Source organism: Nostoc sp. LEGE 06077, assembly GCF_015207705.1.
Taxonomy (GTDB): Bacteria; Cyanobacteriota; Cyanobacteriia; order Cyanobacteriales; family Nostocaceae; genus Nostoc_B.
The window spans coordinates 57,091-73,666 of sequence record NZ_JADEWI010000035.1 but is presented as its reverse complement, the minus strand read 5'-3'; the positions used below and the strand labels follow the sequence as shown (position 1 = coordinate 73,666).

The following is a 16,576-nucleotide window of genomic DNA, read 5'->3' as shown; positions in this document are numbered from 1 at the left end:
TTGGTTTTCTTCTTTTGCGGTAGTAATGGCTCTATAAGTTCCCACTCTTTGTCGCTAATCGCTACTGGAATATGGCATTTATTTTTGATCTTAGCTCGTCGTCAAAGATCCCAAATGGGTTCTATAGAGATGGCAATAAAAATAGCCGTCGCATGAATCGCAACCAAGTTTACAACCAGGTGAAGGGACACGCCGAATTGGAATTAGGGTTGAAAGAAAGTGAATACCCAAGCCATGTTTTTGTTTATCAAGTGCTAGCTCCCTTAGTCGAAAAGAAAAAAGTCCGACATCCAGGGCAAGGTTCTCGGATTGTAATTAAGACAACGGCAGGAGAGTTAGTAGTTGAGCGCAGCAATCAAGTCTGGCAAATAGACCATACTCGTTTAGACAGTTTATTAGTAGATGAGAATTTAGAACTAGCTGGCAGTCTCTACATTACTGTGGTCATCGATAGCTATTCCGGGTGTGCAATGGGGTTCTATCTGGGCTTTGAGGCAGCAGGGTCTCATGAAGTAGCACTAGCCCTGCGTCATGCGATTTTAGCCAAACAGTATCCGCCTGATTACCAAATACAACATGAGTGGATGCTTGCGGGCCTGCCTGAATATATTGTCACAGACCGAGCCAAGGAATTTAGATCGGGGCATTTGCGACGAATTGCAATGGATTTGAATATTCAACTACGGTTACGTGCTTATCCACAGCAAGAAGGTCTAATTGAAAGCCTGTTTGACAAAGCAAATAAAGAAGTTTTGTCAATGCTACCTGGCTATAAAGGCTCCAATGTCCAAAAAAGACCATTAGAGGATGTTTTAAAAGTGGGGGGCTATTGTAAGAAAACTCACAAGGCTTAAGCTGAAAGATTGAAGATATCAGCACCTTGTGAGCAAATGACTAAAGCATATCCTAACAATCTGACATGGGAGCAGTGGGAATTAATTGCGGAACTATTTCCCAGCCCAAAACCAAGTGGTCGCCCCCGCACAGTATCGATTTATGCTGTAGTAAATGCGATTTTGTATGTACTTTGTCAGGGATGCACATGGAGAGCATTACCAGGGGATTTTCCTGGATGGTCAACAGTTTATGGTTATTTTCGCCGTTGGCACAAAGATGGTACATGGCTTTTAATTCATGACAAACTTTACCAGTGGGTACGGGTAGCCGCAGGACGTGAACCTAGCCCATCGGAAGCAGCAGTGGATAGTCAATCAGTAGAAACAGCAACAATGATATCTATTGATGTAGGGTATGACGCAGGTAAAAACATACACGGGCGCAAACGACATTTGACAGTTGATTTGCTAGGGCTAGTTTTACGAGTTTTAGTGACATCTGCCAGTCTTCCAGAGCGTCAAGGAGCTAAACTTGTCCTCAAACGAGTTCATGATACAGGAAATCAGGTGAAACGTTTGCATACTATTTGGATGGATGGCGGGTACAGGGGTGAGGAATTTCTGCGCCTGATCATGGATATGTTTCGATGGATTGTGGAAATTGTGCTTCGACCATTAGAGAAGAAAGGTTTTGTTCATTTACCAAAGCGTTGGGTGGTAGAGCGAACTTTTGGTTGGCTTAACTGGTGTCGACGTTTGAGTAAAGATTATGAACGCCTACCACAAACCTCCGAGACTTTTATTTATATTGCGATGATACGTATTATGGTTCGACGACTCGCATAAATTTTGACTTACTTGGACTTTTAAAACATCCTCTAAGGGTGAAAGAGCAGTTAAATGGGCATAAAGTTCATTTTTCACCTCAATCAACAGCAGTGTGATGTCTTTAAATGCGTTAAGAAGAAGTTCAGCAGTAGGACGCGCTGTTTCTCGCTGAGGATTACCAACATAAAGTCCAGCAATCTTTTGTTGATTCTTCTCCAGATGGCGACGAACTTGAAACTCTAAAAGGGTCAACACTCGCAAACCAATTGAAAGTAGTCGAATTAAACCAGTAACATGGTCTTCACGTTGTAAATAAATCGGAGTTAAAGAGAGAGGGAAGCCTTTAAGTCGAGCAAATCCTCGTTCTGTTAAGTACTCATCTCGATAAGCACGAACTGCTTGCTTCAAAGTCAGTTGAGACTCAGGTTTATTAGTGACATAGACACGCCACCCTAACAGTTGAACTTGTTGTCGAAGCGCATCTTCATCAATTCTAAAATCCAGGTGAAACGAAACTTCTTCTACTATTTGAGGTTGGCGTTCTAAATATCGCCTTTTAGCTTTTTTAACTCGTTGGGTTTGAATATCAATTTTAAATAAACTATTAGTTCGATAACGTTTAAAAATAGCTGCTACAGATGATTTCCACTCATCAGGTGAGGTGAGTGTTTTCTTGCCACGCCGAGGTATTTTGAGTTGTTCGAGAGCATCGGAAGTTTTCTGTATACGTTCGCGTAGAGACTTTTCTTCTGTGTGTGCAATGGCAAATGAACGTACTACTAATTGTCGCTCTTCCCAAGATATTCCTTGCTCGTCAATCTCTAGTTTTTGGAGGAATTTTAGTTCAAATCCTTCCCTGCGGGACGCTCCGCGAACAGCAATATCTTTAGTTTTTCCGTCTGCATAATCGTAATTTATAATAGTCAACTCTTGTTTTATATCCCAAACTGGTTGAAGATATTCTATTAATTTTTCTCTTGGCGATTGCTTGGCATTTAAAGGACATAGATAAAAATCACCACCCGACACAATATGGTTTCTCGTCCCAATTGATGCCATTTTACAGTCACCAATATATAGTAATCCTGACTGTTTTATTGTTAAACGTACTCTTTCTATGGCTGGAATATATAACGGGTCATCGGCTTTTTCCCCTGACAAGATTTCCGTTGCAATTGGCATCCCTAATGGGTCTAATGTCGATAACATTATTTTGACTTGTGCCAAGTCCGGACGATGATCTTTGCTATGTCCCCATTTAAATAGTCCTTCGGGATTTACCCCACAGTGGCTCGATGCTGTTGTACTATCCAAACGTACCTGTTCTGGTTTGAGATCGTAGACACACAGCAAATTACTCCCTAGTTCTGACGCAAATACAGACCAGGAGTCATCACAATTAAGGTAGCGTAATACCGCTTCTAGCCGATCATCCGTCAAGTCTAATTCCTCTAAGGAATCGCCCATCAGTGTTTTTAAAGTCTCCAAACGCTTGGAAGCCCAGCCTTGGACGTGATTTAAACGATGATCTGCTTGCGATAATATGTGTGTTAACCAAATTACCGCTACGCTCCCCAAACTCTCACCTTGCCAATTTCCATGTGTCGGAAAGTGCTTATCGATTAACTTGCCTATCCCCATCTTCTGTATTTGTGTCAGAAGTACGGGTATATCATCGACTCTTTCGTTTGTAATTATGGGTTCAGTTGCCATAATTCTGAACCTATACCGATTTACTCATTTTTGGAAATATGTCTTTCGGTATACTTATTTTCCTAAGTCCTCAAAAAATGAGCGAACCGGGAGTCGTCAAATTCTTCCTGACAAATGGTGTGGCTGAGTTTTTGGGCTAATTTCTCTAAAAAATTGGAATCTGCTCTCAAAATCACTTGTGCATCTGTTGTCTCAACAGCAATTAACTGTGTTGCTGCTTCCAGATTCCCCTTACACTCTTCTATTGCATCCAAAGCTTCTAAAGCTTCTGGACTATCAGCTAACTGGCTGCGAAACTGGGTAATTTCCTCTGGTGTAACAGTAATCATTTAATTGTTTTAACCAGTAAATACACGAAAAACTAGATAATTATACATTTAATGCGTAATCTAGCAATATAGCGATGTTTACGACAGGCTGCGCCTACTCATTCACAGTATCCATCATTCCACAGCACAGCCATTTTGAGAGGCGATCGCCATTGTTAGTTATAGTTATGTAGTTTTAAATTAATCGCCTTACTGGTGTGCTTAATTATATTGATTGGTCTAATTAAGCTGCTATGTTCTGTAAATACAAATACTGCTGAAACCCGATAAATACTTGACTGATAGTTGCAACGCTTCCTAGTTCTTCAACAGCATCACGAACGGTATGATATTTCAACTCTAACAGTTGAGGTAATTTAGTGCGATCGAGTTCCCCCACCCCTGCTTTGATGTATTGTTCCAGTACAAAGTCGAGAAATTCTTGCTGTTTGCCGAGATACTGCGAGAAGATTAAGGACTTGTGAGCAAGGACACGCTCTCGACGGCTCATGGGTGGAGAGGCATAGGCGATATAAGCCAGCACATCATATAAATCGCTTTTCTCGGCATCAATCAGGCGGCTAATTTCTGTGAGTTGTTCCTCCCCATAGCCCCTCTCTGCCAGTCCTTCTAATAAAGCTCTACGGGTGTCAGGGCGACTCCAGATTGCTCTTAATTCGCCTTCATCTGTGAATAGTTCAGGAATTTCACCAAACAGACGTTCTACAAATTCTGCGGCGCTCATGGGTTTGCCGTCTGGACTCCAGAAGCTGGTAGATATCCGGTGCTGAAGGGTGCGTTCTGTGCCGTCACCGAGTTTTATTTTGATGGTTTGGGGGCGGGAATCTTCTGTACTTTCGTTTCTACTTTTGCCTCTATTTATACCACTATCTGTTGTGGAGACATTGTATTTACCTGATTGCTCCCCACCTTTGGAAATTTTAACTACAACAGGTTCTTGGGGTTCGCCGTCCCATTCAGGATCATCGAAGCGTTCGTAGGCTTTGACAAAATCATAAATGGTGAAGTAATCCTTCCCTTCAAATAGGCGAGTCCCGCGACCAATAATCTGCTTAAATTCAATCATCGTGTTGATGGGGCGCATCAGCACAATGTTACGCACGTTTCTGGCATCAACGCCAGTGGAGAGCTTATGGGAGGTGGTGAGAATGGTAGGGATATTCTTCTCATTGTCTTGAAAGTTGCTGAGGTGTTGTTCGCCTAGTTTCCCATCATTGGCGGTGACGCGGACACAGTAATTAGGGTTACTGCTAATCTTCATTTGGTTGATTAAATCCCGCACAGCTAGAGCATGGGGTTGGTTGGCACAAAACACCAGAGTTTTTTGATTCTGGTCAATTTCTTCCATGAACAGTTGTACCCGGTAGCGTTCGCGCTCTGCAATTTCAATGATGCGGTTGAAGTCAGCTTCAGTGTAGGTTCTGGATTCGTCTACTGCACCTTCGAGCAGTTCATCTTCACTGCTGTAAATATATTCATCTAGGTTAGTTTCGATTTGCCTGACTTTAAAGGGAGTCAGAAACCCGTCGTTGATGCCGTCTTTGAGGGCGTAGGTATAGACTGGTTCGCCGAAGTAGGCGTAGGTGTCTGCGTTGTTTTTTCGTTTAGGAGTAGCAGTCAGTCCCAGTTGTACTGCTGGGGAGAAGTATTCTAAAATGCCCCGCCAGGTGCTTTCGTCACTAGCTCCGCCTCGGTGACATTCATCAATGATGATGAAGTCAAAGAAGTCAGGGGGATAGTCGCTGAATTTGGGCGTAGGATTGCCAGCGTCGTCCCTTCCAGTCATAAAAGTCTGGAAAATCGTAAAAAAGATACTGCCATTTTTGGGGACTCGACCCCGTTTTTTGATGGCTTCGGGATCGATGCGGACTAAGGCATCGTCAGGGAAGGCAGAGAAAGAGTTATAGGCTTGGTTGGCTAAGATATTGCGATCGCTTAAAAACAAAATTCGCGGACGACGGGTAGGTTGTCTGCTAAGATTCCAACGACTTTGAAAGAGTTTCCAGGCGAGTTGAAAGGCGATGAAGGTTTTACCTGTACCAGTTGCCATCGTTAATAAAATCCGGTTTTGTCCTTGGCAGATGGCTTCTAGAACGTGCTTAATTGCATTGTGTTGATAATAACGGGCTTCCCATGTGCCGCTTTTGTCTTCAAAGGGGATGGCAGCAAAGCGATCGCACCACTGATTATTTTCGCTAAAGGTAGCTTCCCATAGCTGATCCGGGGTGGGATATTGCTTGATGTAGCCTTCTGCCCCTGTGTGCATATCTACTTGGTAGATGCCGATGCCATTTGTAGAGTAGGCGAATCGAGTCTGCAACTTTTCGGCGTATTTTTTGGCTTGTCCTAAACCTGCGGTATCTGGTAGGTCGCGTTTTTTCGCTTCGATGACTGCGAGTTTTTCACCACGATAAACTAGGACATAATCGGCGATGTCTGATTGAGCGCGTCTACCGTTGCCAATTAATCTACCAGGGGCAATAACTTCGCGGCGGATGCGACTACCTTCGATAACTCCCCAGCCTGCGGCTTTGAGTGCGGGGTCAATTAGTTCGGCACGGGTTTCGGCTTCGTTCATAATCTTTACTTGTGGTCGGGAATTACCTGAATTAGTCCAGTTTGGAATGCTGTATCGTAAGTGATGACGGGTAAACTTTCGAGTTCCGCTTGAGCCATGATCATGCGATCAAAGGGATCTCGATGGGCAATTGGTAGACTTCCGGCTCTAAGTGCATGGGCTGAGGTGATGGCAAGTTCGATAAATCTTGCCCGATTTAATATCTGTGAATATTGCTCAACGAGTTGTTTTGCTTCAGGTAGTTTACCGATGCGGTATTTAGTGGCAATTTCCCAAGCAGAAACACTACTCACGAAAATGCGATTATCGGGGTTGCGAATGATGTCTCGGCATTCAGTATCGAGTTTTGGGTCATCAAAGAGCCACCATAATAGAATATGTGTGTCAATCAGGTAGCTCATTCCCATTGCTGAAGTTCTTCTTCCGGTAAGGGTTCAAAAAAAGCGTCGCTGAGTTTTCCCGTTAGTAATCCTGGGGTACGCGGTTCGACTTCGCTCACCGTCAGAGGTTGGGCAGTTTCCCGATTTAAACCTAAGCGAAAGTAGTGAATCAGATCATAAATTTCTGCGAGTTTGTCTTCGGGGATGTCTTGCAGTTCTTGGATAATTTTCTGGAGCAGCATAAATCAAACCTTATGTATTTGTTGGTTAATTGGGTTTCTACTGCGCTCAACCTGATGGTTTGCGCTGCATTTATGATGGCTCATCTTTGGAATATGGGAGTCGGCGGCGAGCAGAGGCGATCGCTTCTTGCAGTTTAGCCTGTAACAACTCTTTAGGTGGTAATACGGTGAGGTATTCGGCGACATGGATGCCGCTTTTATCCAGTTCTAGCAATTCGATTTGCTCTTGTTTTTTACCTGCACATAAGATGATTCCCAGTGGTGGCTGTTCATCAGGCTCTTGCTCGTATTTGGCCAGCCAGCGCAGGTAAAGTTCCATTTGGCCTTTGTATTCGGGATGAAAGTTACCGAGTTTGAGGTCGATGGCGACGAGGCGTTTGAGTTTGCGGTTATAAAATAGCAGGTCGATATAAAAGTCGTCGTTGTCGATTTGTAGGCGTTTTTGACGAGCGACAAAAGTAAAGCCTGCACCAAGTTCTAGTAAGAATTTTTCGATTTCCCGCAGGATGGCATCTTCGAGGTCTTTTTCGAGATAGCGATCGCTTAAATCCAGAAAATCTAGGATGTAGGGGTCTTTTAGCAACAGGTCAGGTGATACTTGTTGATCTTGGCGCAATTGCTCTAGATCGTGGCGAATGGTTTCTTCTGGTTTGCGGGATAGGGCAGTGCGCTCGAATAGCATCGAGTTGATGCGTTCTTGCAGTTGACGGGATGACCAACCCTCTAAACAGCAAATTTCGATGTAGAAGTCGCGTTTTAGGGGTTCATCAATATACATTAGAGTTTTAATATGCGTCCAACTCAATTCTCTCCGCAGTGTGGAGAGAATCTGCTCATCAGCAAAGGTTCCCGCAAAATGTAGACAATGCCGTAGTTGTTTTTCGCTCCAGCCTTTACCATAAGTTTGGGTTAGCTGCTGGGATAAAGAAACGATAATTTGTTTGCCGTATTCAGCGCGTTGATTTTGTAGGATTTCGGTTTGGATGCGTTTGCCGACTTGCCAATACAGCAGGGTAATTTCTGCATTGATGGCAACGGCGGCGCGTTGTTTAGCGGCATCAATAAACTGTCTGATTTCCTGAAACAGGCGATCGCTCGGTTGAGGCAGGTCATTGCTCATGCGGCAATTCCCTCGTTAGCGGCTTTTGTTGTCTGGTTAGCGGTATCTGCGGTGAGTTCGCCAGTAAAGGCTTTTTGCAGGATGGATTGTTTGAGTTCGTTGAGGGCGGCGATTTTTTGGCGGTAGATGGCTTCGAGGCGTTGGGAGACCGAGTGAACTTCCTCAATAGAGTTAATAAGTCTTTCTTGCTCTTTCAAATCAGGGACTACAACTGGTAGAGTCCGTAAGTCTTCAAGATTAATCCCAGTGTATGCAGCTCCCTTCTGAACACCACTAAGCCATTGTTGGTTTGTCTTTGCTCCAATCCAATAGGCTAAATAAGCTGAATGAACTCGCTTTATATCTATAGGTACAAGGGCTACTTCGCGTGATATGTTCCAACCAGCCATCTCCGGTGTTGTCACTGCTACTCCACCAAGCGTCCCTCGAACATTAACTAACACTTCTCCTCCTTTAAGAATGGTGCGTTTATAATCTGCCGATAAGGAAGGTGAAATTCGCTTTATACCATTGACATCAATATAAAGCCAGCGAACATTGCTCGTCCGTAAACATGGTACGCCATCATCAATATGTTCACCTAGCTTGATAACACCATAAGTAATTACTCGTTTTTTCTCGCATATCTCTGCAAGTTGAAATATCTCGCCGCGCTTATTTTTCTGGGTGAAGATGGCGTTTAGATAGCTTTCAAATAGTTCACGGGAGTTGGCGAGGTTCTTTTCGGCGTTGGCGATCGCTCTATCAATCCCCTCAAACGCCTCATCCAAAATCGCCACAATCCGTTTTTGTTCGGGAAGTGAAGGAAGAGGGATTTGAAGTGCTTTTGTATCAGGAACCCTCATATGCTGAACGGTAGAGCCTGAAGCATATGCCTTTATCTGATTTTGTAAGTCATCAGATTGAAACGCATACAACAAAAATTTATTGTCCAGATAATCAGGATTAGTTCGGTAGGATACAATGCGTTGTCCTAGAAACACATAGTCATCTGTAACAAGCATCCCAACTTCACCCATTGGAGCTTCACGGGTTAGAAGAATATCACCTGTTCTTGGAATCTGTCGTCTTGTCCATTGACGGTAGACTTGTTCTGTAACAAACTTGACAGAATCTAGATTTACTCGACCATTTCTGATGTTGGTAGTACGAATCATTTTAAATGGAGAAGGTTCATCTACTATTGGAGCAGTTTTGTTTATACAGTCCACTATCGACTCGCAAACATTTGCGATGCATACACGTTCCCAACTGTTCACAACATTCCCCCAATACCAGCCAAAATTTCAGCACTCTCCGCATCCAAAGCCGCAATCTCATCTAAAATTTCCTGCGGCTCTCGTAACAGCGATTCCTCAGCCTTATTCGGATTCTTCACTGACAAATCAAACGTCACCCGATCCACATCAGCAATATCCACCAGCCAAGACTTTCCTGTTTCCGCTAACCTAGCCTGTAACTCCACAAACTCGCGCAAATCTTCATCATTCAGGGAATTGGATTTACCCATATTCCGCCCCGGATCGAGTTGGTAATACCAAATTTTCTGAGTAGCCATTCCCTGAGTTAAAGGTTTTCCCTGAGAAAATAAAGGTGTTCCCTGAACGGCATCGAAGGGCTTTCCTTTCTCAAAAAACAGCACTACCGTTTTTACTCCTGCCCCGATAAAAGTCCCACTCGGACAATCTAAAATCGTGTGCAGATTGCAACTACTCAAAAGCTCTTGACGCAACGCCCGTGAAGCGTTATCCGAATTTGACAGGAATGTATTTTTGATTACCACCGCCGCCCTACCGCCCTGCTTCAGGATTTTGATGAAATGCTGCAAAAACAGAAACGCCGTTTCCCCAGTCTTAATCGGGAAATTCTGCTGTACTTCCTTGCGTTCCTTTCCCCCAAATGGCGGATTAGCCAAGATGACATCAAAGCGATTTTTGTCTTGAATATCACTGAGATTTTCCGTCAGCGTGTTGGTGTGAATAATATTCGGCGCATCAATGCCATGCAAAATCATATTCATGATGGCAATCACATACGCCAAACTTTTCTTTTCTTTACCCGTAAACGTATGTTTTTGCAGTATCTCAAGCTCTTTTGTAGTCAGCTTACCCTTGCGTAAATAGTCGTAACTCTCACACAAAAACCCAGCCGAACCACAAGCACCATCATAAATGCGATCGCCAATCTTCGGCTTCACCACCTGAATCATTGCCCGAATCAACGGACGCGGCGTGTAATATTCCCCACCATTACGCCCCGCATTACCCATATTTTTGATTTTGGCTTCATAGAGATGCGATAGCTCGTGTTTCTCCTGTTGCGATCGAAACCGTAGCTCATCAATATATTCCAGCGCATCCCGCAAGCTGTAGCCGCTTTGAAACCTATTTTTAATCTCGCTAAAAATTTCCCCAATCTTGTATTCGATTGTATCTGGACTAGTAGCCCGTTGCTTGAAACTCTGTAAATATGGGAATAACTTGCGGTTGACATAATCAATCAAATCATCGCCAATCAGCGCATTATCATGATCCAATGTACCATCCGCTTTTTTCGGTGCTGCCCAAACTGACCAGCGATGCGCCTCATCAATTATAAATTCGTATGGCTTGTCAGCTAGCTCCGCCTCTAGCGCCCTTTCCTGCTCCAAATCATCCAAATACTTCAGAAACAGCAGCCAAGAGGTTTGCTCTGTGTAATCTAACTCTGTAGTACAACCTGCCTCTTTCCAGAGAACATCATCAATATTTTTAAAAGTCTGCTCAAACATTTAGCTTTACTGTGGAATTTTTAATATTTATGGCTTGGCGAAGATTTTGTATCTACAAGGTGAAATGAGCGTGCGATTGGTTAGTGCTAAATCGACCGTACATAGTTACTCTTAATTTAAGATTCCCAAGTCTAGATTGAATTTCCCAATTGATGTAGGTTTAACCCACATTTTTTACAAAGACTGAGAAAACAAAGGTCAATTACTGCCAGACTTCATATTTTACAAGTATTCCAGCAGTTTTAAGCATACCCCCTTAACTCCCCTACTACTTTCCATCAGCAGGGGAATCTTTTTTTTGCAACCAATCTCTAATCGCCTCCTCTAAAGCCGCAGTCTGAGTCAATTCCAGACGCGCACAGGCGATTTCAAACGCGATTTTTAAGTCTTTAGGGAGTCTCCCCCGAACTTCTCTAGTTTCTTCTGCCATCCTAATTTGAAGCCAAAGCTTGCGGCTTTCATTTTTGCACAGCCTCTCAGCAAAAAAACATTTGCGGCATTGCGTTATTACGTCATTGCGCTATAATATGGTAAGTAAAAAAAACAGTTAACAACCTTGTCAGTTTTACCGAAACCACAAAGCTGAGGACACCATGAGCGTTATTACAATTCAATGTCGCTTGGTTGCTGAAGAAGACACTCTCCGTCAACTGTGGGAACTGATGGCAGAAAAAAATACACCACTCATCAATGAATTATTGGCACAGGTAGGAAAAAACCCAGAATTTGAAACCTGGGTAGAAAAAGGCAAAATACCTACCGAATTCCTCAAAACACTTGCTAACTCCCTCAAAACTCAAGAGCGTTTTGCTGGTCAACCTGGACGCTTTTACACAAGTGCGATCGCTTTAGTGGATTATGTATATAAATCCTGGTTCGCCTTACAAAAACGCAGAAAGTACCAAATAGAAGGGAAAGAGCGTTGGCTGAAAATGCTCAAAAGCGATCTAGAACTCGAACAAGAAAGTCAATGTAGCTTAAACGTAATTCGTACTAAAGCCACCGAAATTCTTATCAAATTTACCCCCCAGTCCGAGCAGAATAGCAACCAGAAAAAGGGCAAAAAGACTAAAAAATCTACAAAGTCCAAAAAATCTTCACTTTTCCAAATTCTCTTAAACACTTACGGAGAAACACAAGACCCTCTTATTCGTTGCGCTCTTGCATATCTGCTCAAAAATAAGTGTAAAATCAGTGAACTCGATGAAGACCCAGAAGAATTTACTAGAAATAGACGCAAAAAGGAAATAGAGATTGAGCAATTAAAAGATCAACTTCAAAGTCGCATACCTAAAGGTAGAGATTTGACAGGAGAAGAGTGGTTAGAAACTTTAGAAATTGCTACAGCTAATGTAGCTCAAAATGAAAAAGAGACAAAAGCTTGGCAAGCAGCACTTTTAAGAAAAACTGCTGATGTTCCCTTTCCTGTGGCTTACGAATCTAAAGAAGATATAACATGGTTAAAGAATGATAAAAATCGTCTTTTTGTTCGGTTCAAGGGCAAGGATTTCAGAAAACTGATCTTTGAGATTTACTGCGACAAACGTCATTTGCACTACTTCCAACGCTTTCTAGAGGATCAAGAAATTAAACGCAGTAGTAAAAATCAACACTCAAGCAGTGTGTTCACTCTGTGTTCAGGAAGACTTGCTTGGTTGCCAAGAGAAGAAAAAGGTGAAGCCTGGAAAGTAAATCAACTGAATCTTTATTGTGCTTTAGATACTCGGTTGTTGACTACTGAAGGAACTCAACAAGTAATTGAGGAGAAAGTCACAAAAATTACCAAAATTTTAACTGTAACAAAACAGAAAGATGACCTCAACGATGAACAACAAGCTTTTATCACTCGTCAGCAATCAACGCTAGATCGAATTAATAACCCTTTCCCTCGCCCCAGCAAGCCTAATTATCAAGGTCAACCCTCAATCCTAGTTGGCGTTAGTTTTGGTCTAAAAAAGCCAGTCACAGTAGCGGTGGTAGATGTTGTTAAAAATGAAGTTCTAGCTTATCGCAGTGTAAAACAACTACTTGGTGAAAACTACAATCTTCTCAATCGTCAGCGACAACAACAGCAACGCCTATCTCACGAACGACACAAAGCTCAGAAACAGAATGCGCTAAACTCCTTTGGTGAATCAGAGTTAGGGCAATAGGTAGATAGATTATTAGCAGATGCAATTATTGCGATCGCCAAAACTTATCAAGCAGACAGCATAGTTATCCCAAAACTCCGCGATATGCGTGAGCAAATCAGTAGCGAAATCCAATCCAGAGCAGAAAAGAAATGTCCTGGTTACAAGGAAGCTCAACAAAAATATGCCAAAGAATATCGTATGAGTATTCATCGCTGGAGTTACGGTCGATTAATTAAGAGTATTAAATCCCAAGCTGCAAAAGTCGGAATTTCTACTGAAATTGGTACACAGCCAATTAAAGGTAGTCCACAAGAAAAAGCGGGAAATTTAGCCGTCTTTGCTTACCAAGAACGTCAAGCCGCTTAAATTTAATTCACTAATCCGAACCTAGAAAATATAATATTTTTATAACAGCGCCGCAGTTCATGCTCTTTTGAGCCAATGTACTGTGAAAAATCTGGGTTAGTTTGGCGGTTGGAAGACCGTCATGCTTTCTGACCCTGGTAGCTGCCCGCTTCTGATGCTGCTGTCGCAAGATAGGATAGGTGCGCTCCCAGCAATAAGGAGTAAGGCATTTGGCCCTAGCCGTTATCAATAACGGTGTGGATTACCACAGTGGTGGCTACTGAATCACCCCCTTCGTCGGGGGAACCCTCTCAAATATTTTTTTTGGCATATCGAAGCGGGGTCAAAAACCCTGGAGACTTGCCAAAATCTTAAAACCCTTGTCATGTCTTCACTTCAGAAACTAGTATGTCAGTTGATTTACTTTTTTGATGTAAGACAAAGGAGGTTTTTTCAGAGATATGCCAAATTTGTATCTGGAAAGCTGTATTTACAAGGGATCTAGACGGCGGGGTGTTTCAACAACCATTCCGGCTAGGAGTGGGTTGAAAGGCGAAAATGGAATTCAACGAAATAGCCTCAACGGTTGTTTCAACAACCATTCCGGCTAGGAGTGGGTTGAAAGTTACAGAAAACCATTCCATAGATAAGCGTGATAGGGGAGTTTCAACAACCATTCCGGCTAGGAGTGGGTTGAAAGTGTTTACCTTAAGAGTTACTTGGTTTAGGTCACTTGTTTCAACAACCATTCAGGCTAGGGGTGGGTTGAAAGTTGCCGGGATGGGATTGGGAATAATCCCCACCTCAGTTTCAACGACCATCCTGGCTAGGGGTAAGTTGAAAGTATTCTCCTACATAAGAAAAGACAGGAATAAGCTCGTTTCAAGAATGATACCCAATCATAGATACGTTAAGAAGGTATTGTTATTTTATTTGTCTTTGCGTCACACAAATTTTTCCAGAGGGGAGAGGGTTGAAAGGTGCATCCGACTTGTAAGCCTATGATATTCTACATATTTACCCTGATGATTAATATGGAAGAATTTGGCTATGCAAACGTAGTTATTAACTTGTTAAAGTAAAATTTTAGTCTTAAACTTAAATCTAAATAATACGACAACACCCAACCAGGAACAAAACGACATTAATTTGCGAAAAATCTGGTCAATCAATATTGAGTCTAAAACCAGTCAAAACGACATTAATTTGCAAATTGCGACAAATAATTTGCGAATGTACAAAAAGCCAGCAGCTGGATTTGAACCTGCGACCTTCCGATTACAAGTCGGATGCACTACCACTGTGCTATGCTGGCAACATTAATCTCACCGATTTCTAATTATAGCGTAAGCAAAATATTTGTCTAGAGGACGCAGCTAAAAATTTTTGCCAGGTTCAGACTAAATAGTTTTTGAGGATGAATACTCTGGTTAGCTCCAAAAAATCCTTGATTTGATTTGCCGATAAAGTTGATAAATTAATATTCATAGCAAAAGCTAACGAAAAATCCTGGGCTGGACGCAAAAAGATTAAATACAGTGGCAAACTGTATTTTTTTTGACACGGCTAGGTAAAGAAACAGCAATAGATAATTGTTCTTTACAGATCAAAAACATGGCAGTGTTAATCGGACGAGATGTATTAAGTCTGGCGGACTTTAGTTCAACGGAACTTCAAGAACTTTTGGAATTGGCTGGACAACTGAAATCTCAACAGCTAAAGTTGCAGTGCAATAAGGTATTGGGTTTGTTGTTTTCTAAAGCTTCAACTCGTACGCGTGTGAGTTTCACGGTGGCGATGTATCAATTGGGAGGACAGGTAATTGATCTCAATCCCAATGTGACGCAAGTGAGTCGCGGCGAACCGATCCAAGATACTGCACGGGTGCTAGATCGATATTTAGATATTTTGGCTATTCGCACCTTTGCACAACAAGATTTAGAAGTTTTTGCTAACTATGCCAAAATTCCGGTAATTAATGCGTTGACTGATGCGGAACACCCTTGTCAGATATTGGCTGATTTATTGACAATTCAAGAATGTTTTGGGAAGTTGGCGGGTTTAACTTTAACTTATGTGGGTGATGGGAATAATGTGGCGAATTCTTTGATGTTGGGTTGCGCTTTGACGGGGATGAATGTCAGGGTTGCTACTCCTCAAGGATTTGAGCCGGATGCCAAAATTGTCGCACAAGCAAGGGCGATCGCGGCTGGTAAAACGGAAGTTCTGCTAACTCATGACCCAGAATTAGCCGCTAAGGAAGCATCGGTACTTTATACTGATGTTTGGGCAAGTATGGGTCAAGAACAAGAAGCTGATGATCGAATGCCTATTTTTCAACCTTATCAAATTTCGGAACAACTGTTGAGTTTGGCTGATCGAGATGCAATTGTTTTACATTGCTTACCAGCCCATCGCGGTGAAGAAATTACGGAAGAAGTCATTGAAGGTTCACAGTCAAAAGTTTGGGATCAGGCCGAAAATCGTCTCCACGCACAAAAAGCCTTGCTGGCTAGTATTTTGGGGGCTGAGTGAACAGTAAACATTAAAAAGATAAAAGGCAAAAGAACCAAAACTTTTCTTTCTTTCGCCTTTTATTTTTTTATTTAACCTTGTTATCTGGAATTTTTTGTAGTACTAATGTTCTAGGGACATTTGTATTTACTTGCAATAATTATTATGGAACGATTAACAGAAGCGCAACAAGAATTATATGAATGGTTGGCAGAATATATCCGAATGCACCAACATTCTCCCTCAATTCGCCAAATGATGCAAGGGATGAATTTGAAGTCGCCAGCACCGATTCAAAGTAGGTTAGAACATTTACGAAATAAAGGCTACATTGAATGGACAGAAGGTAAAGCCCGCACAATTCGGGTTTTGCATCCAGTTAAGCAAGGTGTACCAATTTTAGGTAATATTGCCGCTGGTGGTTTAATTGAACCTTTTACTGAAGCTGTAGATTATCTCGATTTTTCTAATTTGTCTTTACCGCCACAAACCTATGCGTTGCGGGTGACAGGCGACAGCATGATTGAAGATTTAATTGCTGATGGTGATTTGGTATTTTTGTTACCAGTAGCAGAACCAAATCAATTAAAAAATGGCACGATTGTTGCGGCGCGGGTTGATGGGTATGGTAGTACTTTAAAGCGCTTTTACCGCAATGGCGATCGCGTTACTCTCCAACCTGCTAACCAAAAGTATAGCCCGATTGAAGTCTCAGCTATGCAGGTACAGGTGCAAGGTTCTCTTGTCGGCGTTTGGCGTGGATATAACTGAAGTTAAAAGGCAAAA

The 16,576-nt window shown here is 42.4% G+C and carries 14 protein-coding genes, 1 tRNA gene and 1 pseudogene; 6 read left to right on the top strand and 10 right to left on the bottom strand.

Annotated features, from left to right (window positions below):
* Positions 1-152: 152 nt before the first annotated feature.
* A complete protein-coding gene (locus IQ244_RS20595) occupies positions 153-854 on the top strand; it encodes an integrase catalytic domain-containing protein (protein ID WP_228059037.1) in 702 nt (233 codons plus the stop codon).
* 36 nt (positions 855-890) lie between these two features.
* A complete protein-coding gene (locus IQ244_RS20590; RefSeq protein WP_193897512.1) occupies positions 891-1,682 on the top strand; it encodes an IS5 family transposase in 792 nt (263 codons plus the stop codon).
* Here the strand turns inward: IQ244_RS20590 and IQ244_RS20585 are convergent.
* From IQ244_RS20585 to IQ244_RS20545, 9 genes are all read right to left on the bottom strand, one after another.
* A complete protein-coding gene (locus IQ244_RS20585) occupies positions 1,614-3,377 on the bottom strand; it encodes an IS1634 family transposase (protein ID WP_228059036.1) in 1,764 nt (587 codons plus the stop codon). The genes IQ244_RS20590 and IQ244_RS20585 overlap by 69 nt on opposite strands.
* 62 nt (positions 3,378-3,439) lie before the next feature.
* Positions 3,440-3,706 carry a hypothetical protein gene (locus IQ244_RS20580; RefSeq protein ID WP_228059035.1) on the bottom strand — a complete coding sequence of 89 codons (267 nt, stop codon included), beginning with the start codon at positions 3,704-3,706 and terminating at the stop codon, positions 3,440-3,442.
* Positions 3,707-3,929: 223 nt separating this feature from the next.
* Entirely contained in the window at positions 3,930-6,284 is a 2,355-nt protein-coding gene (gene hsdR, locus IQ244_RS20575) for an EcoAI/FtnUII family type I restriction enzme subunit R (protein WP_193897511.1), read from the bottom strand.
* A 5-nt stretch (positions 6,285-6,289) separates the two neighbouring features.
* The gene (locus IQ244_RS20570; protein ID WP_228059034.1) at positions 6,290-6,685 is read right to left on the bottom strand and encodes a type II toxin-antitoxin system VapC family toxin; all 396 of its coding nucleotides are present in this window, start codon (positions 6,683-6,685) and stop codon (positions 6,290-6,292) included.
* Positions 6,682-6,906, bottom strand: a complete 225-nt coding sequence (locus IQ244_RS20565) for a hypothetical protein (RefSeq protein WP_193897508.1) — start codon at positions 6,904-6,906, stop codon at positions 6,682-6,684. Before IQ244_RS20565 ends, IQ244_RS20570 begins: the two co-directional genes overlap by 4 nt.
* Positions 6,907-6,976: 70 nt before the next feature.
* Entirely contained in the window at positions 6,977-8,026 is a 1,050-nt protein-coding gene (locus IQ244_RS20560) for a PDDEXK nuclease domain-containing protein (protein WP_193897506.1), read from the bottom strand.
* Complete coding sequence (locus IQ244_RS33245) at positions 8,023-9,237, bottom strand: restriction endonuclease subunit S (protein ID WP_416209787.1); 1,215 nt, start codon at positions 9,235-9,237, stop codon at positions 8,023-8,025. The genes IQ244_RS20560 and IQ244_RS33245 overlap by 4 nt, the downstream gene beginning before the upstream one ends.
* A gap of 44 nt (positions 9,238-9,281) precedes the next feature.
* Positions 9,282-10,796: an N-6 DNA methylase gene (locus IQ244_RS20550; protein ID WP_193897503.1), complete on the bottom strand. Its 1,515-nt coding sequence runs from the start codon at positions 10,794-10,796 to the stop codon at positions 9,282-9,284.
* A 268-nt stretch (positions 10,797-11,064) separates the two neighbouring features.
* A complete protein-coding gene (locus tag IQ244_RS20545; protein ID WP_193897502.1) occupies positions 11,065-11,226 on the bottom strand; it encodes a hypothetical protein in 162 nt (53 codons plus the stop codon).
* Positions 11,227-11,389: 163 nt separating this feature from the next.
* Here IQ244_RS20545 and cas12k point away from each other — a divergent pair.
* Together cas12k and IQ244_RS33410 are read left to right on the top strand one after the other, a co-directional pair.
* A pseudogene (cas12k, locus tag IQ244_RS20540) lies at positions 11,390-13,297 on the top strand (type V CRISPR-associated protein Cas12k).
* 537 nt (positions 13,298-13,834) lie between these two features.
* Complete coding sequence (locus IQ244_RS33410) at positions 13,835-14,281, top strand: hypothetical protein (protein WP_416209786.1); 447 nt, start codon at positions 13,835-13,837, stop codon at positions 14,279-14,281.
* A gap of 238 nt (positions 14,282-14,519) precedes the next feature.
* On the opposite strand, the gene IQ244_RS20535 is transcribed toward IQ244_RS33410, so the two are convergent.
* A tRNA-Thr gene (locus IQ244_RS20535) sits at positions 14,520-14,591 on the bottom strand.
* Positions 14,592-14,890: 299 nt separating this feature from the next.
* On the opposite strand from IQ244_RS20535, the gene argF reads away from it, so the two are divergent.
* Together argF and lexA are read left to right on the top strand one after the other, a co-directional pair.
* Positions 14,891-15,811: an ornithine carbamoyltransferase gene (argF, locus tag IQ244_RS20530; RefSeq protein ID WP_193897501.1), complete on the top strand. Its 921-nt coding sequence runs from the start codon at positions 14,891-14,893 to the stop codon at positions 15,809-15,811.
* Positions 15,812-15,955: 144 nt separating this feature from the next.
* Positions 15,956-16,561: a transcriptional repressor LexA gene (gene lexA / locus IQ244_RS20525; RefSeq protein WP_193897500.1), complete on the top strand. Its 606-nt coding sequence runs from the start codon at positions 15,956-15,958 to the stop codon at positions 16,559-16,561.
* Positions 16,562-16,576 lie beyond the last annotated feature (15 nt).